The organism is Glaciimonas sp. Gout2, from assembly GCF_035018905.1.
Taxonomy (GTDB): domain Bacteria; phylum Pseudomonadota; class Gammaproteobacteria; order Burkholderiales; family Burkholderiaceae_D; genus Glaciimonas.
The window spans coordinates 13237-30054 of record NZ_JASJXA010000043.1 but is presented as its reverse complement, the minus strand read 5'-3'; the positions used below and the strand labels follow the sequence as shown (position 1 = coordinate 30054).

Below are 16818 nucleotides of genomic sequence, written 5' to 3'. Positions count from 1 at the left end.
AGCGGTCACGATGCGCCAGAATGGTCGGTCACGATAGACCAGAATCGGTGGTCACGATCGGCCAGAATACCCAGTTGTATGAATTAGAAACGGGTACGCATACCGACAGCGAGTTCAGTTTGATTTTTGAACCCATTTGCAGAGGCTACCCGATAGCCATCTGTGAGCTTCATGTAATCCGCAGCTAAGTACAATTCAGTGCGCTTGGACAAATGATAGAAAGCGGAGCCGAAGACGGTAGATTTTTTCCCGCTTCCTGCCGTAGTAGAAAAGCTTGCGTTGGAATAGGCGTTTAAAGTACCTGTCCCTGACACATTATAGGCAGCGTTGTGAGCCTTCATTGACTGGTAGCCGACTTCATAGTCGAACGGGCCTTGTGGTGTCAACTTGGCAGATACGGTGTAAGCATCATCCTTACGCTTTCCCAGTGCGCCTTGTTCTGCCGTGTAATGGAAGTAACCGGTATTCAAGCGAATTAGGCTATTCACGAAATAACTGCCACCGAGGGAATACGATTTGTGTTGTTCCGTTGAGCGGTCAAGTGAGTTGCCGACAGAGGCTTCATTGTAAAAACTGGACAATACAAAATTGCTGCCGTTGTATCCGAGTGCGACAGATTTTGTGCTGTTGTTCGCGAATGATCCCGCCACTTCGCCAAATTGATAGCCTAAGCCTGCGACGAGTCCATTGTCGAATACCTTTTTCCACACGAGGCCATTATCGTAGCGCGTTCCGGTTGCGCTACCTGCATAAAAAATCATTTGCTTGAAGTTATTATTATTGGTGAAGCCCCCTTCTTCCAGGCCAAGTTTGTCGGAGCCGTATGCGTCGCCATAAACTTGAGCAAAATCACGTGCAAGTGTATTTTGACGACCGAGCGTTATGCGGCCCAAGGCGTCACTTTGCATACCGACCCAAGCGTCGCGGTTGAACAAGACACCAGGGGTATCCATTGCACCGGTACCGACAACATATTCTGCCTCTAATTTAAATAGTGCTTTGAGGCCACTGCCCAAGTCTTCCTGACCTCTAAATCCGATACGGTTCCCACTGAACCATGCGACGGGAATTTGCGTCAGGCGATCGCCTTTGCTATCGGCGTTATTGGTGGTGCTGATGGTGGCGTCAATCAAACCATAAATAGTGACATTGGACTGTGCAAGTACAGTGCCAGAACATCCTAGTGCGGCTAGGGCAGCTAGTGCAAATACTGTTTTTTTCAAAATTGTCTCCTGATGGCTAAAGTTTTTTTTGCTTGTTTTGCAGATGATTTAAATTGATCTCTCAAGTAGGTCTCTTGAGTCGCTCAATATCAATACATCGCGATGCCGAGTATAAAAGCGCCAAGCTTTCTTCTAGCTTTCGAAACCTGCGTTTTATGGTGGTTTGTGCGCGATTGCAACACGTATCGGTGATTCTCTTTTTATAAACGGCGCCGTGTTGTGTGGTATTCGGCAATGGCGGACTATCTGTCTGGCAGACATTCTGGAAGAGGGGCGTGGTATGTGTGAAAAGTATTTTTTTCCTGAAGATAACTCTTTTGCAAAACGGATCTCAACGCAGTGTTTGAGGCGTTCCAAGTGGCAATTGCACCAGTACTGCCAACCCTTTATTCATTAGTCCTGTCTCAAGCGTGACTGCGCCGTGCGCTGCCAGCACAATCTCTTTAACGATGGCTAGCCCAAGTCCTGTACCTTGTTGTCCGGGCGCTGCATTGCGATAAAATCGTTCAAATACGCGGTCGCGTATTTCGGCAGGAATGCCGGGGCCGTTATCCGCCACGACCAATTGTGCCATTGGTGTTTTTATTGCCGTATGCGTCGTTGCGGGGGGGCTGACGCCGACGGTGACGGTGACCTTACCATTCTGCGGTGTATAGCGGATGGCGTTATCCACCAAATTCATGATCATCGCGGAGAACAGCGCTTCGTTGCCGACCACATGTACTTCCGCACATTGACTTTCCATGCCAAGATCAATATTTTTCCGTTGCGCTAACGGTACGATATCTTCCAGCACTGCGGTGATGAGTTTTACCAAATCAACCGGTTGTCGCAGCACAGCGTGGCTAGCGGCGCTTTCTGCTTGCGATAACAAAAGTAGTTTATCCGTAAGAGCCCCCATGCTGCGACTGCTTTCCTGCATCGCTTCCAGCACTTCGCTACGACGGGCCGGATCGGTTATCTTGCGAGCGAACTGGATTTGAGAATCGATCAATGTCAATGGTGTACGAAGTTGATGCGCGGCATCTGCAATAAAACGTCTTTGGGCGGCAACCTGAGTATTATGGCGTTGGATGTACTGGTTAAAGGCGGTGGCAATGGGACGCAACTCTCCTTGGAGTTGTGCGACTTTGATCGGTGACAAAGACATGGGGTCACGGCCCGCGAGGTCGTCTTTCAACCGCATAATCGGGCGCAGTTCAATGGTCAGGCCGACTACCACTAGTGCGATAGCCAGAATTAACATCGTGATCTGACGATGCAAAGACGGCCGCCACAAGTCGGCTACCATCAGGTCGTGGCCTTGCATCGTTTGAGCAACCCGAACCGCAACATTTAGTTGGGTGCCAGCGTCATACAATGGGCGAATTTGCGTGGCAACGCGAATGGTTTGCTGGTCATATTGCTGCGTGCTAAATTGCGGACCGGTGCCGTTAAAATCGACCGGCCCTGGTAAATCCGGATGGCCTGCCATGAGCAAACCTTGATTGGTAATAACCTGATAGTAGACATGATCCTGTTGGGGTGAAGAAAATAACTCAAGGGCTGCCGGGTCGACGCTCACTTGGGGTATCCCATCGAGCCAAACAATATCGCTGGCGATCACCTGGGCCGACGTCAGCAATGCTCGGTCCTGGATCAGGTCGGCCGTCTGCTGAGCACTGCGGTAAGACAAACTTGCACTCAGGATGATGAATATCGCCAGTGGAATAAGTAGCCACAGCAATAGACGAAAACGTAGACTAATTATCATCATTCTTTTTAAGTAAGTAACCTAATCCCCGCAACGTCATGATGCTGGCCTGAGAATTTTCCAATTTTTTGCGTAATCGATGCACATAGATTTCTATTGCATCTGGGCTAGGATCGTCTGCTAGCGAAAAAATGCCATTGACTAGCGCATTCTTAGACACTGTTTTCCCTTGTTTGAGCATTAAAATTTCCAGCACATCATGCTCGCGCGCCGGTAGTAGAAGATTTTTATCGTTAATTGAAAATTGACGCGTGTTGCTGTTGTATATCAAATTACCACAGTGTATTTCCGTTGATTTGTCCGGGCTTTGCCGTCGAATAAGCGCCTTAATCCGCGCCACCAGTTCGCGTATTTCAAATGGCTTAACTAGATAATCATCGGCACCGATACCAAGACAATCGACCTTCTCGTCGATTGAACCGCTTGCTGTCAAAATCATCACCGGCACGTTGTTATGGCGTTCGCGTAATCGACGTAGTACGTTTTTTCCCGTCATTTTAGGTAGCATCAGATCGAGTAGCACAGCATCATAGTTTTCATTTTGCAGCACCTGATCTGCCTCGACGCCGTCGACGGCTACGTCAATGGTGAATTTTTCTTCTCTGAGTATTTTGGTTAGCCATAGCGCTAAAGGCGGGTTATCTTCGATTAGCAGGAGTTTCATGGAACTGTGTCCTATTTTAATTTTTTTTGCTGCACTGCAAAATAAAAAACGTGGAATTGGTAAGCTGGATGAAAGTTTAGGACACCTAGAATACGTTTGCTTCTGAAAGAAGTCTAATAAAGGAAGATCACAGCGATTATATAATTTGCGGTAGATCTAATCCCAAAAATAATGGAGACATAATAATGCGTAAGTTTGTTAGCGGCGCGATGTATTTGACAAAAATTTCAACAGCAGTAGTGCTGATGTCGGCAAGTGTGACACTGGCGCTGCCGACTACGGTGATGGCGGCCGAGTCGTCCAAAATAATTATCATGGTTGGCGGCATTACCAAGATGATCTATTTGCCCGCAAAACTGACCGAGCAGTTAGGTTATTTTAAGGACGAGGGACTGGATGTTGAATTGCAATCGCAACCAGCCGGGGTCGATGCAGAAAACGAGCTATTGGCAGGCGCAGTGCAGGCTGTTGTGGGATTTTATGATCACTCAATCGACCTGCAAAGCAAGGGGAAAGAAGTAACCGCCATCGTCGTGTTTGGTCAGGTGCCGGGCGAAGCTGAAATGGTTGCGACCAAATCAGCAGGAACCATTAAGAGCATGGCCGACGTGAAGGGCAAAACACTGGGCGTCACTGGATTGGGCTCGTCAACCAACTTCCTTACCCAATATCTGGCCGCAAAACAGGGCATTAGCTCTAATCAATATTCTGTGCTGCCGGTTGGTGCTGACAATACTTTTATTGCTGCTATCAAGCAGGGCAGGATTGATGCCGGCATGACCACTGAACCAACGATTTCTCAGTTGCTGAAAACCGGCGAAGCATCTGTACTGGTGGATATGCGTACGGTGGAGGGAACCGTAAAAGCGCTTGGCGGTCTTTACCCAGCTTCAAGTTTATACGTCCAGCGCTCATGGCTGAATACGCATAAAGCAGAAGCAACCAAATTAGCCCGCGCGTTTAGTAAAACGCTTAAATACATCAAAACACATGATGCTGCGGAGATCGCCAGCAAGATGCCGAAGGATTATCAAGGCAAGGATAAGGCAGTCTATTTGCAAGCCATGCAAAATTCGCTGCCGATGTTTTCAGCGGATGGTCGGATGCCTGTTGGCGGCCCCGAAACCGTGCTGCAAGTGCTCTCGGGATTTAATCCGAACGTCAAAGGTAAACACATCGATTTATCTAAGACCTATACCAATGAATTTATCCCACCAAGCAAATAAATAGTCACCGGGAGCATCACGCCAATGGGGAGCATCTCGGATGCATCCAGCTTACTCGCAAGCACGCCATGATCGTGATGTTTTCTGGTTGAAGATCAGATTACCATTTTTGTCCGCGCTTTTTATTACCTGCGAGCCTGTCAATGCTGGTGAAGCCGAGCGTAGAAAAATAGGTCACGGTGGCAGAGGGTGAGGGCCGTCACCTTTTTCACGTGCACACAACCTGCCTTAAACGAAAGAAATGGAAATGAATTTATCCTCAAATGCACCTGCTCCGGTACTGGTGCAAGCGGCAGAGACGTTGACGCGCGACACCCCGGCGATTGACATCCGAAATGTCTCTTGCCGCTTTATTTCGCCGGATGGCAAGGCGACGGTGGCGTTGCGCGACTTTAGCATGAGTGTTGCCCGTGGCGAGTTTTGTGCGATCGTCGGTCCTACGGGTTGCGGCAAGTCCACGACGCTGAGCTTAATCACGGGGCTTCTGAAACCGACGGTTGGCGAGGTGAGGATCATGGGCGAACGCGTGACGGGTATCGATCCTCGCATCGGTTTTGTATTCCAGAGCGACGCGGTGTTCCCATGGCGCAGCGTGCTACATAATGTGGCCGCCGGGCCGTTGTTCCGCGGTAAGCCAAAAGAAGCAGCTTACGCGCTGGCCGAAGAATGGATACGGAGAGTTGGACTCAATAAGTTCAGTAATCATTATCCGCACCAACTTTCCGGCGGTATGCGAAAGCGCGTTGCGCTGGCACAAACGTTTATTAATAGCCCGGAAATTCTATTAATGGACGAGCCTTTTAGCGCGCTGGACATGCAGACCAGAACCTTAATGCAGGATGAGTTGCTGCAACTTTGGTCCTCTCAGTCTGGGTCGGTTGTTTTTGTTACGCATGATCTGGAAGAGGCAATTGCCCTGGCCGATAAGGTCTACGTGTTGACTGCGCGTCCAGCAACATTGAAGAGTGTCTACGCAATCGATTTGCCACGTCCTCGCGTGATGTCAGAGGTCCGCTATGAACAGCGCTTTATCGATATTTCACGCAAGATATGGTCCGATTTAAGGGAAGAAGTAAATATTAGCTGATGCGAACTTCTGATCTGATTTTCGCCTGATTTTATGTCAATGCTGCGCCTCATGGCCGGAATACTGATTGTCATTTTTAAATCTTATATCCGAACCGATAGTCAAGAGCCATAAAGAGGAGCAGCCATCAGCATTTCCCTTTTTCTTTGGCGGTCATTGATCGTTACAAGTAGCAATTATTTACAAGGTATTGAAATGACTCAAGCACATTCACTCGATCAGCTAAGCCTGGCCAGCCTGGCGATTGTCGAACAAGCGGCCAAGCGAAAAATAAAGATGCGCTATTGGTTGGTAATTTCTTTACGGATCGCCATACTAGTCATTGTGCTCGGTGGCTGGGAGTTGGGCGCAACGTTACATTGGATAGACCCGTTTTTCTTCTCGCAACCGTCATTGATCGTCATCCAGATTTATGACTGGATAGTGGAAGGAACATCACAGGGTCCTTTATGGGTGCAGGTGTTGGTGACCTTGGAAGAAACAGTATTGGGTTTTTTGATTGGTGCAGTAGCTGGCGTAATTTGCGGCATTCTGTTGGGACGTAACAAACTATTGTCCGATGTGTTTAGCATCTATATTCAAATTGCAAATTCAATTCCCCGGGTAGTACTGGGATCAATTTTTGTGATTTCTTTAGGTTTGGGTATGGCTTCCAAGGTGGCGTTGGCGGTCGTCATGGTGTTCTTCGTCGTATTTGCAAATGCCTTCCAGGGTGTGAGGGAAGCGGACCGTTATATGATTGCTAATGCACAGATTTTAGGTGCCTCGTCCCGTCAGGTGACGATGTCGGTTGTGATCCCATCTGCACTTAGCTGGATTCTGGCGAGTCTGCATGTCAGTTTTGGTTTTGCGTTGGTCGGGGCTGTGGTGGGCGAGTTCCTTGGCTCCAAGCAGGGAATTGGTTTGTTAATCTCCACCGCTCAGGGCGCATTCAATGCCAGTGGCGTATTTGCTGCGATGATCGTATTGGCAGTGGTTGCACTGGCGGCAGATTATCTTTTGCTTCGTGTGGAAAAGCGCTTGCTTAAATGGCGCCCTGCAGCTTTCTAAATTGGTGTTGCTTAAGGTTTATGGCGCATTTCGGTGCGCCATTTTTTTTCTTTATCGCCGATGGCTCAGGCGCGCTAGCCCTCACGTGTAGTTTGATGGCGGGGTGCAGCATGCGGCGTCATTTTTTACGGCCAATGACGCTATATAAAACCGGCATCACCAAGAGCACCAGCGGCAATTGCACGATTAATCCTGAAATAATGGCGATGGCTAACGGCTGTTGCATTTCAGATCCTTTTCCTAATGCGAAGGCCAGCGGCAACAAGGTTAGAATGGCCGTTATGGTGGTCATCACGATGGGGCGCATGCGATTTTTACCAGCTTGTATTAATGCGCTGTGCCAGGTCAATGGCGGTTCCGCATCAAGCAACTCTTGCTGTTCAGAAAAGTAGAAAATTGCTACCTCCGTGACAATCCCGATGATCATTGTCATACCCATCATTGCAGAGATATTCAGGTCAATGCCAGTTAACGATAAACCGACAAACACGGCAGAAACCGATGTCAGCGACGTAAAGAGAATTACCCCGGCAAGTCGAAAACTTTCGTACATAAAGAGCAGCAGCAAAAATACCAACACCGATGCAGCAGCAAATACAGTCATCAACCCTTGAAATGCAATTCGCTGCTGCTCGTATAAACCGCCCAATTCAAAATAAGCACCTTGCGGAAACAGGCCGGGTTTCGCCAGCGCAAGCTTGACATCAGCGATCACCGAGCCCAGGTCACGTCCGCTAATACGTCCGGTCACGGCGATCATCGGCTTCAGGTTTTCACGGCTGATTTCTGCTTGTCCGGTCAATGGCGTGATGGTGGCAATTTTTTCTAACGGTACCAGATGACCATCCGGCGCACGGACTGTGAGTAAGCGCAAATCCTTGTCGTTATTGCGTAGACTTTGCGGCAGCCAGACCCTTACCCCGACGGCTTTCACACCGGATAACATCTGCGTAGCGACGTTGCCGCTCAGGCTATCGGATAACATCTTGGAGACGGCTGCGGGATCAAGACCTTCCTGGATCGCCTTTGCTGGATCGACGTGAACGCGTAGCGCATCACCAGATGGATTGATGCCATTTTTGACGTCCACTAACCCATTGATCTTGCTGATACGTGCAGCTATTTTTTTTGCAATGTCACTTAAATTTTTGGGATTGGCGGAAAATATTTTAATTTCTACCGGTTGCGGAACTGCGGTTAAGTCGCCGATCAAGTCCTCCATCAACTGCGCCATTTCTATATGTAGACCCGGTACTTCATGTTCTACGTGGGTTCGTACCTGATCCATTACCAGGTCAACTGGCTGTCGCTGACCACTCTTCAATTTTACAAAAAAATCACCATGATTAGGTTCACCCAAGCCACCGCCTAAACCAGTTCCGGTGCGACGAGAATAGGTGAGTACATTTGGATTGGCCTGGATGATGGTTTCGACTTGACGGACAAGTCGGTCCGTCTCCGTCACGGCGGTGCCCGGTTCGCTATAATAATCGAGCACAAAGCCGCCTTCATCCATGGCTGGCATAAAGCCTGAGCCAACATGCTGGTAGCCGAGAAAACCGATTCCGATTAAAGGCAGTATCAGCAGCAATATTAACGCTGGTCGGTTGAGTAACCGCATCATCAGGCGTTCGTATTTTTTATGTATCCATAAAGTAAGGCGGCCGTCGTGCTCCTGATTGATATCTTTTTCGCTTAGAAAATGGGCTGCTAATATTGGCACCGCCAACCATGTAATGAGAAACGAAATAAATAATCCCGCAGCCATGGTCAATGATAAGGCTTTAAAAAAAGCACCAGTGACGCCGCTTAAAAATGCCAGCGGTATAAAAATGACCAGTGTGGATGCACTGGAACCTAACAAAGGCCTGAAAAACTCTAGCGCTGCGTCCGTGACCGTTTTTTCTATACTATCGGGAAGGTTGGCCTTCGCATGCAAGCGACGCACGATATGCTCGATCATGACGATCGCATCATCAATGATCAGGCCAACCGCCGCCGCCATGCCACCGAGCGTCATGATGTTAAAGCTCATGTCTAATAGCCATAACAGGACGACAGTGGTGGCTAATACAGCTGGCACGACGATAATGGCGATAAGCGTAATCTTGACGTTACGCAGGAAGATAAACAACACCATTGCCGCCAGCCCGATGCCAATCAGGATGGCATCTCGTACGCTGGTGGCGGAAGCGGTAACCAATTCACTTTGGTCATACCAATTAGCCAGGTGGACGCCCGCTGGCAATTTATAGTCTGCCAGCTTGCTCTTGATATCGTTGGCAATTTGCACGCTGTTGCTGCCGGGCTGCTGATACACCGACAACAATACTGCATCCTTGCCGTCTGCAGTTACCCGTATCCATTGGGGAACGGCTGCATGACGGATGTCCGCGACATCAGCAACTCTCACGACACCGTTGCTGCCGCTGGAAACAATCGTTTGACCTATTTGCTCTATGTTGACAAGTCTGGAATCAGCCATCACCAGAAATAATTTATAGTGATCTTCTAGCCGACCGACGACATTGATGACATTGTTCGAGGCCAGAGCGCGTGATACATCATCCTGTGACAGACCGCGCGCAAGTAATTTTTGCGGGTCAATATTGACATGGTATTCCTCCATTGCACCGCCGGTGGCTTGCACCTGCGCCACGCCATTTACACCAGTGAGCAAAGGTCTTAACTGATATTCGGCAAGGTCACGCAATTGCGTAGGTGAGATTGTTTTGGAGGTCAGGCTGTAAGCAATGATAGGAAATACCGTCGGATCCATGCGCCGCGTTTGCATGACCGTTCCAGCCGGTAGTTGCGACATGATTTGTGCAGTGGCAGCGTTGACTTGTAATGTCGCCGATGCCATGTCTAAACCCCAATCAAAATTGATGGATACTTCCGCCGTGCCACGCGCCGTCGTAGAGCGTACGGTGCGCACACCTGGCACCCGCCGCACGGCTTCTTCGACGGGCCGTGTCACCAACATCTCCATTTGTTCAGGTGGCTGATCGCCCGCATCAAGTGAAATCACGACGCGCGGAAAATCGACAGTAGGGAATAGTGAAATCGGCAGCTTGAATGCAGCCAGCATTCCACCCAACGCCAGAATAGCAAGTAAAAATAAGATCGATCGACGATGATTTTGTGTCCAGAGACCGATCATGGCTTGGTCTCCCGCACCAGCATCTGATTTTTTAATTCATAGTTTCCCAACACCACTAACGGTGCAGCAGGGTCGAGGTTTCCGCTTACGCCCAGCGTTGCGCCGTTATCGATCAAATTACGGACCTCAACTCGCACCGCTTTACCTTGTTTGACCTGAAACAAATAGCTACCCTGATCGTCGCTGAGCACCGCCTGACGCGGCACTTCATACACCTGTTGCTGTCCCGTAGCAATCTCGGCATGAACACGCATACCTGGAATAAATCGTTTAGCAGCGGTATCGCTCAACGTCACCACAACGTTAATCAGTTGGGTCTTAGGATCGAGCAGATTTTGTATCTCGCTCACGCTGGCCTGTTCGGTTTGGGCTGGATTCGATAACGGTGCCAGCGTTACACGGCTACCTTTATGGATTGTTGCGCGATGGGAAGGATCAATCCCTAGCAATACTTTCAGACTATCAGTATTGCCAAATTGCATCATCGATGCGCCTGCCGCCAGACGATCACCCTGTGCTGCGGTTAACGTCAACACCACACCACTGCTGGGCGCCAACAACGTGTTGCTGGGATTGCCGCCTCCAAGTTTTTGTTGGGCCATCAAAGTTGCTTGCGTATCTTGCCAATTTTTTTGCGCCGTATCCAGTTGTGATTGCGTTGCCATTTGCAATCCCAGTAGTTCTTTGGTGCGCTTTAATTCGGCCTGCGCCAGAATGTTGGCGCTCTGCGCTTGTTGATAGCTCAAGACAGCTGACGGATCACTCTGCACTACCGCCAATGGCGTACCTTTGCTGACACTTTGTCCCTGCACGACAAATAATTTCGTAATTTGAACTGGATAAGCGCTACTGACAGCAACCGTATGTTCCGGTGTAACGTCGCCGTAGGCGCTTAGCATACTAGTCAACATGCCTTGCTTAAGTGGCTGCGTCACCACCTGCGCCGAGATGGGTGTTTCTGCATCCGCTGCATTAGCTGGCGAGCGGCTGCTATAGATAACGTAGGTCAATCCTGCTATCAAAAAGAGCGTGCTCGCGACCGACGCGTAGATTATTTTCTTTTTCATGGTTTACGACTTTCTTGGAGTTCGGGCGGCAACCGGGTAGGCAATTCGCCACCAATCAGCGTTTGCAAAGCGACGCGTTGCTCCAGCATGGCTTGCTCTAAAGTGACTTGCTCGGTTTGTTTGGCCAGCCACGCAGTATCAATATTGGAGAGCACCAACGCATCGACGTTACCCGCTGCCAATGCCCCCTGAACCTTTTTTCGTTGCGCCGACAGTTGTTGCAGAGTGCTGTTTATTTCGCGCATTTGTTGCGTATTGATCGTCTGCTCGGTCAAAATTCGGTCGATATCGCTGTTAGCAACATTGATGCGCTGTTGATATTCATCATGCAGCTTTTGCCGGGTCGACTGTTCGATCACGATATTTCCCTGGTTTTGATTGAAAATGGGGAGTGATACAGAAATATTGAAACCTTGCGATGAGACGTTGCTGTTGTCGCGTGATCGCGTCAACCCGATTACCAGCGATGGAAACTGCGCGATAATCGCTGCCCGATAACGTTGGTCCTGCGCAGCGTATCCATACTTCAGCGCAATCAGATCAGGGCGGCGTTGCGCCAGATGGGGCAAGGTGGCAGCTATCTGAGCACGGTCCAGAGGCGGTAGCTGCGCGGAGCCCTGCAATGGCACCGGCACATCGGGAGCCAATCCCAGCAACGCATTTAAATCGTGTCTGGCTTGGTTCTGTTGGCGTTGTCCCTCGTTGATTTGACGCTGGACATCCTGCAGCGAGGTCAATGCGATGGTCGCCGTCTCGATAGTGATCAAACCACGCTGCAAGGCCAGCTGATACCGTTGTGAGCGTTGCGCAAAATCATCCCGTTGCTGTTGTAATATATGCATCAACTTCTGACCCTGTGTCAGCTTAATAAACAGCATGCGGGCTTGTGCAATCACTTGCCACTCTTGCCATAGCAGACTCAAATCCGTTTTACTCGCGTCGGCATCGGCCGCTTTGCGCAATGCCGAATGGGTCAAAAGCGCGCCGAAATCATAGGTAGGCCCGATACCGTAAGCCGGCGTCGAGCCCGATATAGGATTGCGCATAAAATCACCCGACATCGCTAGCTGAGGGTTAGGTAATAAGGAAGCGGAAAAGGCCTGGGCGTGCGCAATATGGGCATCATTGCGTGCTAACTTAAGATCGGGGTTGTTAAGTACAGCTAATATCGCAACGTCGGTCATATCCAGGCCGTCAGGCGTTGACGCAAAAGAGTGCGTGGCCAATTCCGGCAAGGACAGCTGTTTAGCGTCAATGTTCAGCGCAGGGAGATGCGTGAGTAAACTGGACTGATCGTTTAACGGCAATGCTTGATAACTGGCACAGCCTCCCAAATTGAACACAATGGGTGCTATTACTAGCAATAAAATCAAGTTTGAATGGATTTTTTTCTTGGCGCGGCCTAGCATCATCGTGAATACCTTGCTTTCCTTAACTTATTAGAGAAGCAGCTTAACGAAAAATAATTAGCTAAGAATTAGGAGCGGAGTCGATTGCATCAGGGATGTTAAATCGCGATATGTCGATGTTGCAATACGTTTTGGATCAAGGCATGATCCAACATGAAAATTGTGGTCATTAAAGTCATGAACGCGCTGGATTGAGGTGGCATTGCTTTACGCTAAACTAATATCAAACATCGTGTACAGCGCACGCTAACAAACGCATTAGAACAATATCGGAGAGAAGATGGGAACCTTACAAACGCTATTGGGGGTCACGCTACCAATAATCCAGGCGCCAATGGCGGGAGTGCAAGATCACAAACTAACGATTGCCGTATCCAATGCAGGCGGTTTGGGTTCGCTCCCGTGCGCCATGTTAAGCCCCGACGCGCTACGCAAGGAACTGACAGAGATCCGGGCGCAAACCACCAAGCCATACAATGTAAACTTCTTTTGCCATACGCCCACCGCGCCGATTGCGGAGAGAGAGGCGCTGTGGAGGGCGACGCTTTCTTCTTATTACCAAGAGCTTGGACTTGACCCGAATGCTATTCAGGCCGGCCCGGGACGGTTGCCCTTCAGTGCCGAAGCTGCCGACGTATTGAGCGAATTCAAGCCCGCTGTTGTGAGCTTTCATTTTGGTTTGCCCTCGGCCGAATTGCTGGCACGGGTGCGGTCCTGGGGCGGCAGAATACTGTCTTCGGCGACGACTGTTGAGGAGGCGCTTTGGCTTGAGGCGCACGGAGCCGATGCCATCATTGCACAAGGTCTTGAAGCGGGTGGTCATCGCGGGATGTTTTTATCGGATGACCTCAATACACAGATCGGTACGTTCGCTTTGTTGCCGCAAATCGTGCGTGCAGTGAAGGTTCCCGTCATTGCGGCCGGTGGTATTGTGGATGCCAAAGGTGTTGCCGCTGCGATGGCACTTGGCGCTGCGGGGGTGCAAATTGGTACAGCGTACATGCTATGTCCCGAAGCCACTACCAGCGCGTTACATCGGGCTGCACTCAAAAGCGTGGCTGCGCGTCATACCGCGCTCACCAATCTTTTTAGCGGGCGACCTGCACGCGGCATCATTAACCGGCTCATGACGGAGCTCGGCCCCATCAGCACCGCACCGCCTGCGTTCCCGCTTGCCACTGCTGCAATCGCTCCTTTGCGTGCTAAGGCTGAAAGTCAGGGAAGCAGTGATTTTTCACCCTTATGGTCTGGGCAGAATGCCAGTGGTTGCAAGGAAATATCGGCCGCCGATCTTACGCGGGAGTTGGCTGCGGGACTTTAGTATTCTGCGTTGTTCATCGTTGCTTGAGAATGGATGAACTGCGCAATCTGGTGACGTCTTAGAAAAAGAAAAAACGCCCGCGTTATGCTTGTTACGCTGCCATTTTCTCGCGCGCGTAACGGGTAGGCGGCAAGCCGACATGGCGGGTGAATGCAACGCTGAACGCGCTTGCGGAACCGTAGCCGACGCGTTCGGCAACTTCGGCGACGCCGGTCTCTTTTTGCCGCAGCAGCTTCTTCGCCATAGCCATGCGCCAACGGAGCAGATACTCCATCGGGGCGACGCCCATTGCGCGGCTGAACCGCTCGAAGAATGCCGAGCGGGAGAGGGCGGCCTCTTTCGCCAATTGTCCGACCGTCCAGGACTGCGTCATGTTTTCGTGCATTCGTCGTATTGCGATAGCGAGGCGCTCGTCGGCAAGCCCGCGCAAGAGGCCCGGTGACGCTGCAGTCCCAGCCGTGGATCGAAGGGCTTCGATGAGAAGAACCTCCAAAAGGCGGGTAAGGATGACATCGCGCCCGGGACGTTGCGCGCGCGATTCGTCACTGACAAGCTGCACGATAGTGGCCAGCCTCTTCTCGCCGCGAACGTGCACGAGTTGTGGGAGGAGCGACACCAGCAAGGCCGCGTCCGGCGAGCCAAACGCGCAGTGACCCACCAGCAATAAAACGTCGGGCGGCCCGCTTTGAGCGCCAAGTCTGAACTCGCCATGGAGCAGCGCGACAGGCACGGTATTGAGGTCGTCCGTTGTCGTCGGATCGAGGCTGGACATAGTGAAGCCGTACGCCGCTGGAATCAGAACAAAGTCACCTTCCTCAAGGTTAATCATCGCGTGTCCGTCGACTGCGAGGTGGCATGAACCGTTGAGGATCACGCTGTAGAAGGGTTGACCGTCTTCCGAGCGGCGCACACGCCAAGGGCCTGCGCCGCTGACGACTTTTGAGAATGCCGCTTGCGGTTGTAGTAGTGTGACAACTTCCGTGAGTGGATCGGTCATGATTGGACTCTTGCAAATGAAATGTGGACTATCGATTATAGCAAGTCTTGTTTCGGAGCGATATAGTCTAGTCTCTGCTAACCCATTACAGGAGTTCTTATGAAAACCGTCCTCATTACCGGATGTTCATCCGGTTTCGGCCTCGCCACCGCCCAATACTTTCTGGATCGCGATTGGAAGGTCATCGCCACCATGCGCACGCCGCGCGCGGACGTTTTGCCGCGTTCTGAGCATCTTCGGGTAATTGGCCTCGATATCACTGATCCCGAAAGCGTCCGTCAGGCAGTAGAGGCCGCGGGGCCGATCGATGTTCTGGTCAACAACGCCGGGATCGGCATGCTGGGCGCTGCTGAAGGTACCTCGATGGAAACAGCCCGCGAGATATTCGAAACCAATACGCTTGGCACAATAGCAATGACCCAAGCTGTGATGCCCCAGTTTAGGCAAAACAAGGCTGGCGTCATCGTGAACGTCACTTCAAGTGTGACATTGAGGGCGCTCCCTTTGCTCTCCGTGTACACCGCGAGCAAAGCCGCGATCAACGCGTACACCGAATCTCTTGCGCTGGAACTTCAGCAATTTAATGTGCGAGTCAATCTGGTCTTGCCGGGACGCGCACCCGAGACTCGCTTCGGTCAAAATGCACAGCCTCGGATACAGTATGGCATCCCTGAGGCTTATGCAGATTTGGCGCAAAGTGTCTTCGCCGGATGGCAGCAATCCACTGAGGTTACTCTAGCTTCTGATGTAGCTGAAGCGGTGTGGCGTGCGGCTAATGATCCATCGTGTCCGATTCGGATTGCGGCTGGCGCTGACGCCGTAGCTTTGAGTGGCGCGGTCTAAATCTTCGGACCACGCCGATAAGTCGGTAGTTATCATCAAGCAGCAAAATATTAACGCTACACCTAAGCCGGAAGACTGGCCCAGTCACAAAGCCGCGGCTTGGGTGCCTCGCTTGATATTACCGTCATGCCGATTGCGTCTTGGCGCATACCAATCTTTATGACATTGTTGACCGGTGTTTTTTAAGTCACACTAATTGTGTTTAGTGATGTTTTGTGTTTTCTTTTGCTGCGTAGAAGTCTGTGACGGTCTATAAGCGGCCTCTACCGCGGCCGTATCATTATATTGCTGGAATTTGGCCACTTTTCCATCCCGAAGTGTAAAGATATGGACCCAAGGATTTTCATATCGTTGACCAGTTGATTTTACTAACCATATGGATTGGCCTGTCACGATGACTTTGTCATTTTCAGCGATAAAAGCTTGTGGTTCAAACTGAATGGCTTCCTGTGCCTGATCCATTTTAGTGAAAAATTGTGCTACCTGATTCTTACCCTTATAAGTGCCAAAGAACGGAACATATTCAGAATCGGCTCCTTTCCATTCGATGTCATCGGTATACAGTTCGAGTAATCCGTTGATGTCATTATTTTTGAATAACTGATAGCCTCGCATCACTAATTGCTTGTTTTCCTGGCTGCTCATTGTGATCTCCTTTAAGTAAACAACGCACTGCTTACGGACAACACTTCTTTGAAGTGCAGGGCGTTGCGTATTGAGTTTTAGTGCGCGTTCCGACACAAGTCAATGGCAATTTAAGGGAGTTACTTTATTGAAATATACGGGCTGGTGGTGTCGATACTGAGCTTTCCAAGCTAGTCTCAGGCATGTATGACATTGTCGGGAATGATGGTGATGAATTAGCTGATAAGTAACCTAAAAAGTCAAACTTAAAAAGGGAAAAATTTTTTAATTGCGCTTCTACGGTGCGTAGATTTTTTCAGTTATTGTGATAGCGACCATCGATACGACAAGCTATATTTTCAGCTGTGGAGACGTCGTTACTCAAGTCGTT

At 50.2% G+C, this 16818-nt stretch carries 13 protein-coding genes; 5 read left to right on the top strand and 8 right to left on the bottom strand.

Going from position 1 to position 16818, the window contains the following annotated elements; all coding sequences use genetic code 11:
• Positions 1 to 83 precede the first annotated feature (83 nt).
• The 3 genes from QN379_RS20025 to QN379_RS20015 all read right to left on the bottom strand — a co-directional run bounded on the left by QN379_RS20025 (position 84) and on the right by QN379_RS20015 (position 3640).
• A complete protein-coding gene (locus tag QN379_RS20025) occupies positions 84 to 1223 on the bottom strand; it encodes a porin (protein ID WP_323507413.1) in 1140 nt (379 codons plus the stop codon).
• Between the two features lie 331 nt (positions 1224 to 1554).
• Complete coding sequence (locus QN379_RS20020) at positions 1555 to 2979, bottom strand: sensor histidine kinase (RefSeq protein WP_323507412.1); 1425 nt, start codon at positions 2977 to 2979, stop codon at positions 1555 to 1557.
• The gene (locus tag QN379_RS20015; protein ID WP_322232262.1) at positions 2966 to 3640 is read right to left on the bottom strand and encodes a response regulator; all 675 of its coding nucleotides are present in this window, start codon (positions 3638 to 3640) and stop codon (positions 2966 to 2968) included. The genes QN379_RS20020 and QN379_RS20015 overlap by 14 nt, the downstream gene beginning before the upstream one ends.
• A gap of 245 nt (positions 3641 to 3885) precedes the next feature.
• Between QN379_RS20015 and QN379_RS20010 the strand changes: the two genes are divergently transcribed.
• The 3 genes from QN379_RS20010 to QN379_RS20000 all read left to right on the top strand — a co-directional run bounded on the left by QN379_RS20010 (position 3886) and on the right by QN379_RS20000 (position 7003).
• Complete coding sequence (locus QN379_RS20010; protein ID WP_322240126.1) at positions 3886 to 4866, top strand: ABC transporter substrate-binding protein; 981 nt, start codon at positions 3886 to 3888, stop codon at positions 4864 to 4866.
• Positions 4867 to 5113: 247 nt separating this feature from the next.
• Positions 5114 to 5953 carry an ABC transporter ATP-binding protein gene (locus QN379_RS20005; protein WP_416186768.1) on the top strand — a complete coding sequence of 280 codons (840 nt, stop codon included), beginning with the start codon at positions 5114 to 5116 and terminating at the stop codon, positions 5951 to 5953.
• A gap of 195 nt (positions 5954 to 6148) precedes the next feature.
• Positions 6149 to 7003, top strand: a complete 855-nt coding sequence (locus QN379_RS20000; protein ID WP_323507410.1) for an ABC transporter permease — start codon at positions 6149 to 6151, stop codon at positions 7001 to 7003.
• A gap of 118 nt (positions 7004 to 7121) precedes the next feature.
• Here the strand turns inward: QN379_RS20000 and QN379_RS19995 are convergent, their stop codons facing one another.
• From QN379_RS19995 to QN379_RS19985, 3 genes are read right to left on the bottom strand one after another with little or no spacing between them, the layout of a single operon-like run.
• On the bottom strand, positions 7122 to 10166 hold the full coding sequence (locus QN379_RS19995; RefSeq protein ID WP_322232259.1) for an efflux RND transporter permease subunit: 3045 nt from the start codon (positions 10164 to 10166) through the stop codon (positions 7122 to 7124).
• On the bottom strand, positions 10163 to 11233 hold the full coding sequence (locus tag QN379_RS19990; RefSeq protein WP_323507409.1) for an efflux RND transporter periplasmic adaptor subunit: 1071 nt from the start codon (positions 11231 to 11233) through the stop codon (positions 10163 to 10165). The genes QN379_RS19995 and QN379_RS19990 overlap by 4 nt, the downstream gene beginning before the upstream one ends.
• Positions 11230 to 12645 carry a TolC family protein gene (locus QN379_RS19985; protein WP_323507408.1) on the bottom strand — a complete coding sequence of 472 codons (1416 nt, stop codon included), beginning with the start codon at positions 12643 to 12645 and terminating at the stop codon, positions 11230 to 11232. Before QN379_RS19985 ends, QN379_RS19990 begins: the two co-directional genes overlap by 4 nt.
• 277 nt (positions 12646 to 12922) lie before the next feature.
• On the opposite strand from QN379_RS19985, the gene QN379_RS19980 reads away from it, so the two are divergent.
• Complete coding sequence (locus tag QN379_RS19980; RefSeq protein WP_322232256.1) at positions 12923 to 13963, top strand: nitronate monooxygenase; 1041 nt, start codon at positions 12923 to 12925, stop codon at positions 13961 to 13963.
• Between the two features lie 91 nt (positions 13964 to 14054).
• On the opposite strand, the gene QN379_RS19975 is transcribed toward QN379_RS19980, so the two are convergent.
• Complete coding sequence (locus QN379_RS19975; RefSeq protein ID WP_322232255.1) at positions 14055 to 14960, bottom strand: AraC family transcriptional regulator; 906 nt, start codon at positions 14958 to 14960, stop codon at positions 14055 to 14057.
• 99 nt (positions 14961 to 15059) lie between these two features.
• On the opposite strand from QN379_RS19975, the gene QN379_RS19970 reads away from it, so the two are divergent.
• A complete protein-coding gene (locus QN379_RS19970) occupies positions 15060 to 15803 on the top strand; it encodes an SDR family oxidoreductase (protein ID WP_322232254.1) in 744 nt (247 codons plus the stop codon).
• A gap of 192 nt (positions 15804 to 15995) precedes the next feature.
• Here the strand turns inward: QN379_RS19970 and QN379_RS19965 are convergent, their stop codons facing one another.
• Complete coding sequence (locus QN379_RS19965) at positions 15996 to 16448, bottom strand: nuclear transport factor 2 family protein (protein ID WP_322232253.1); 453 nt, start codon at positions 16446 to 16448, stop codon at positions 15996 to 15998.
• Positions 16449 to 16818: the final 370 nt, after the last annotated feature.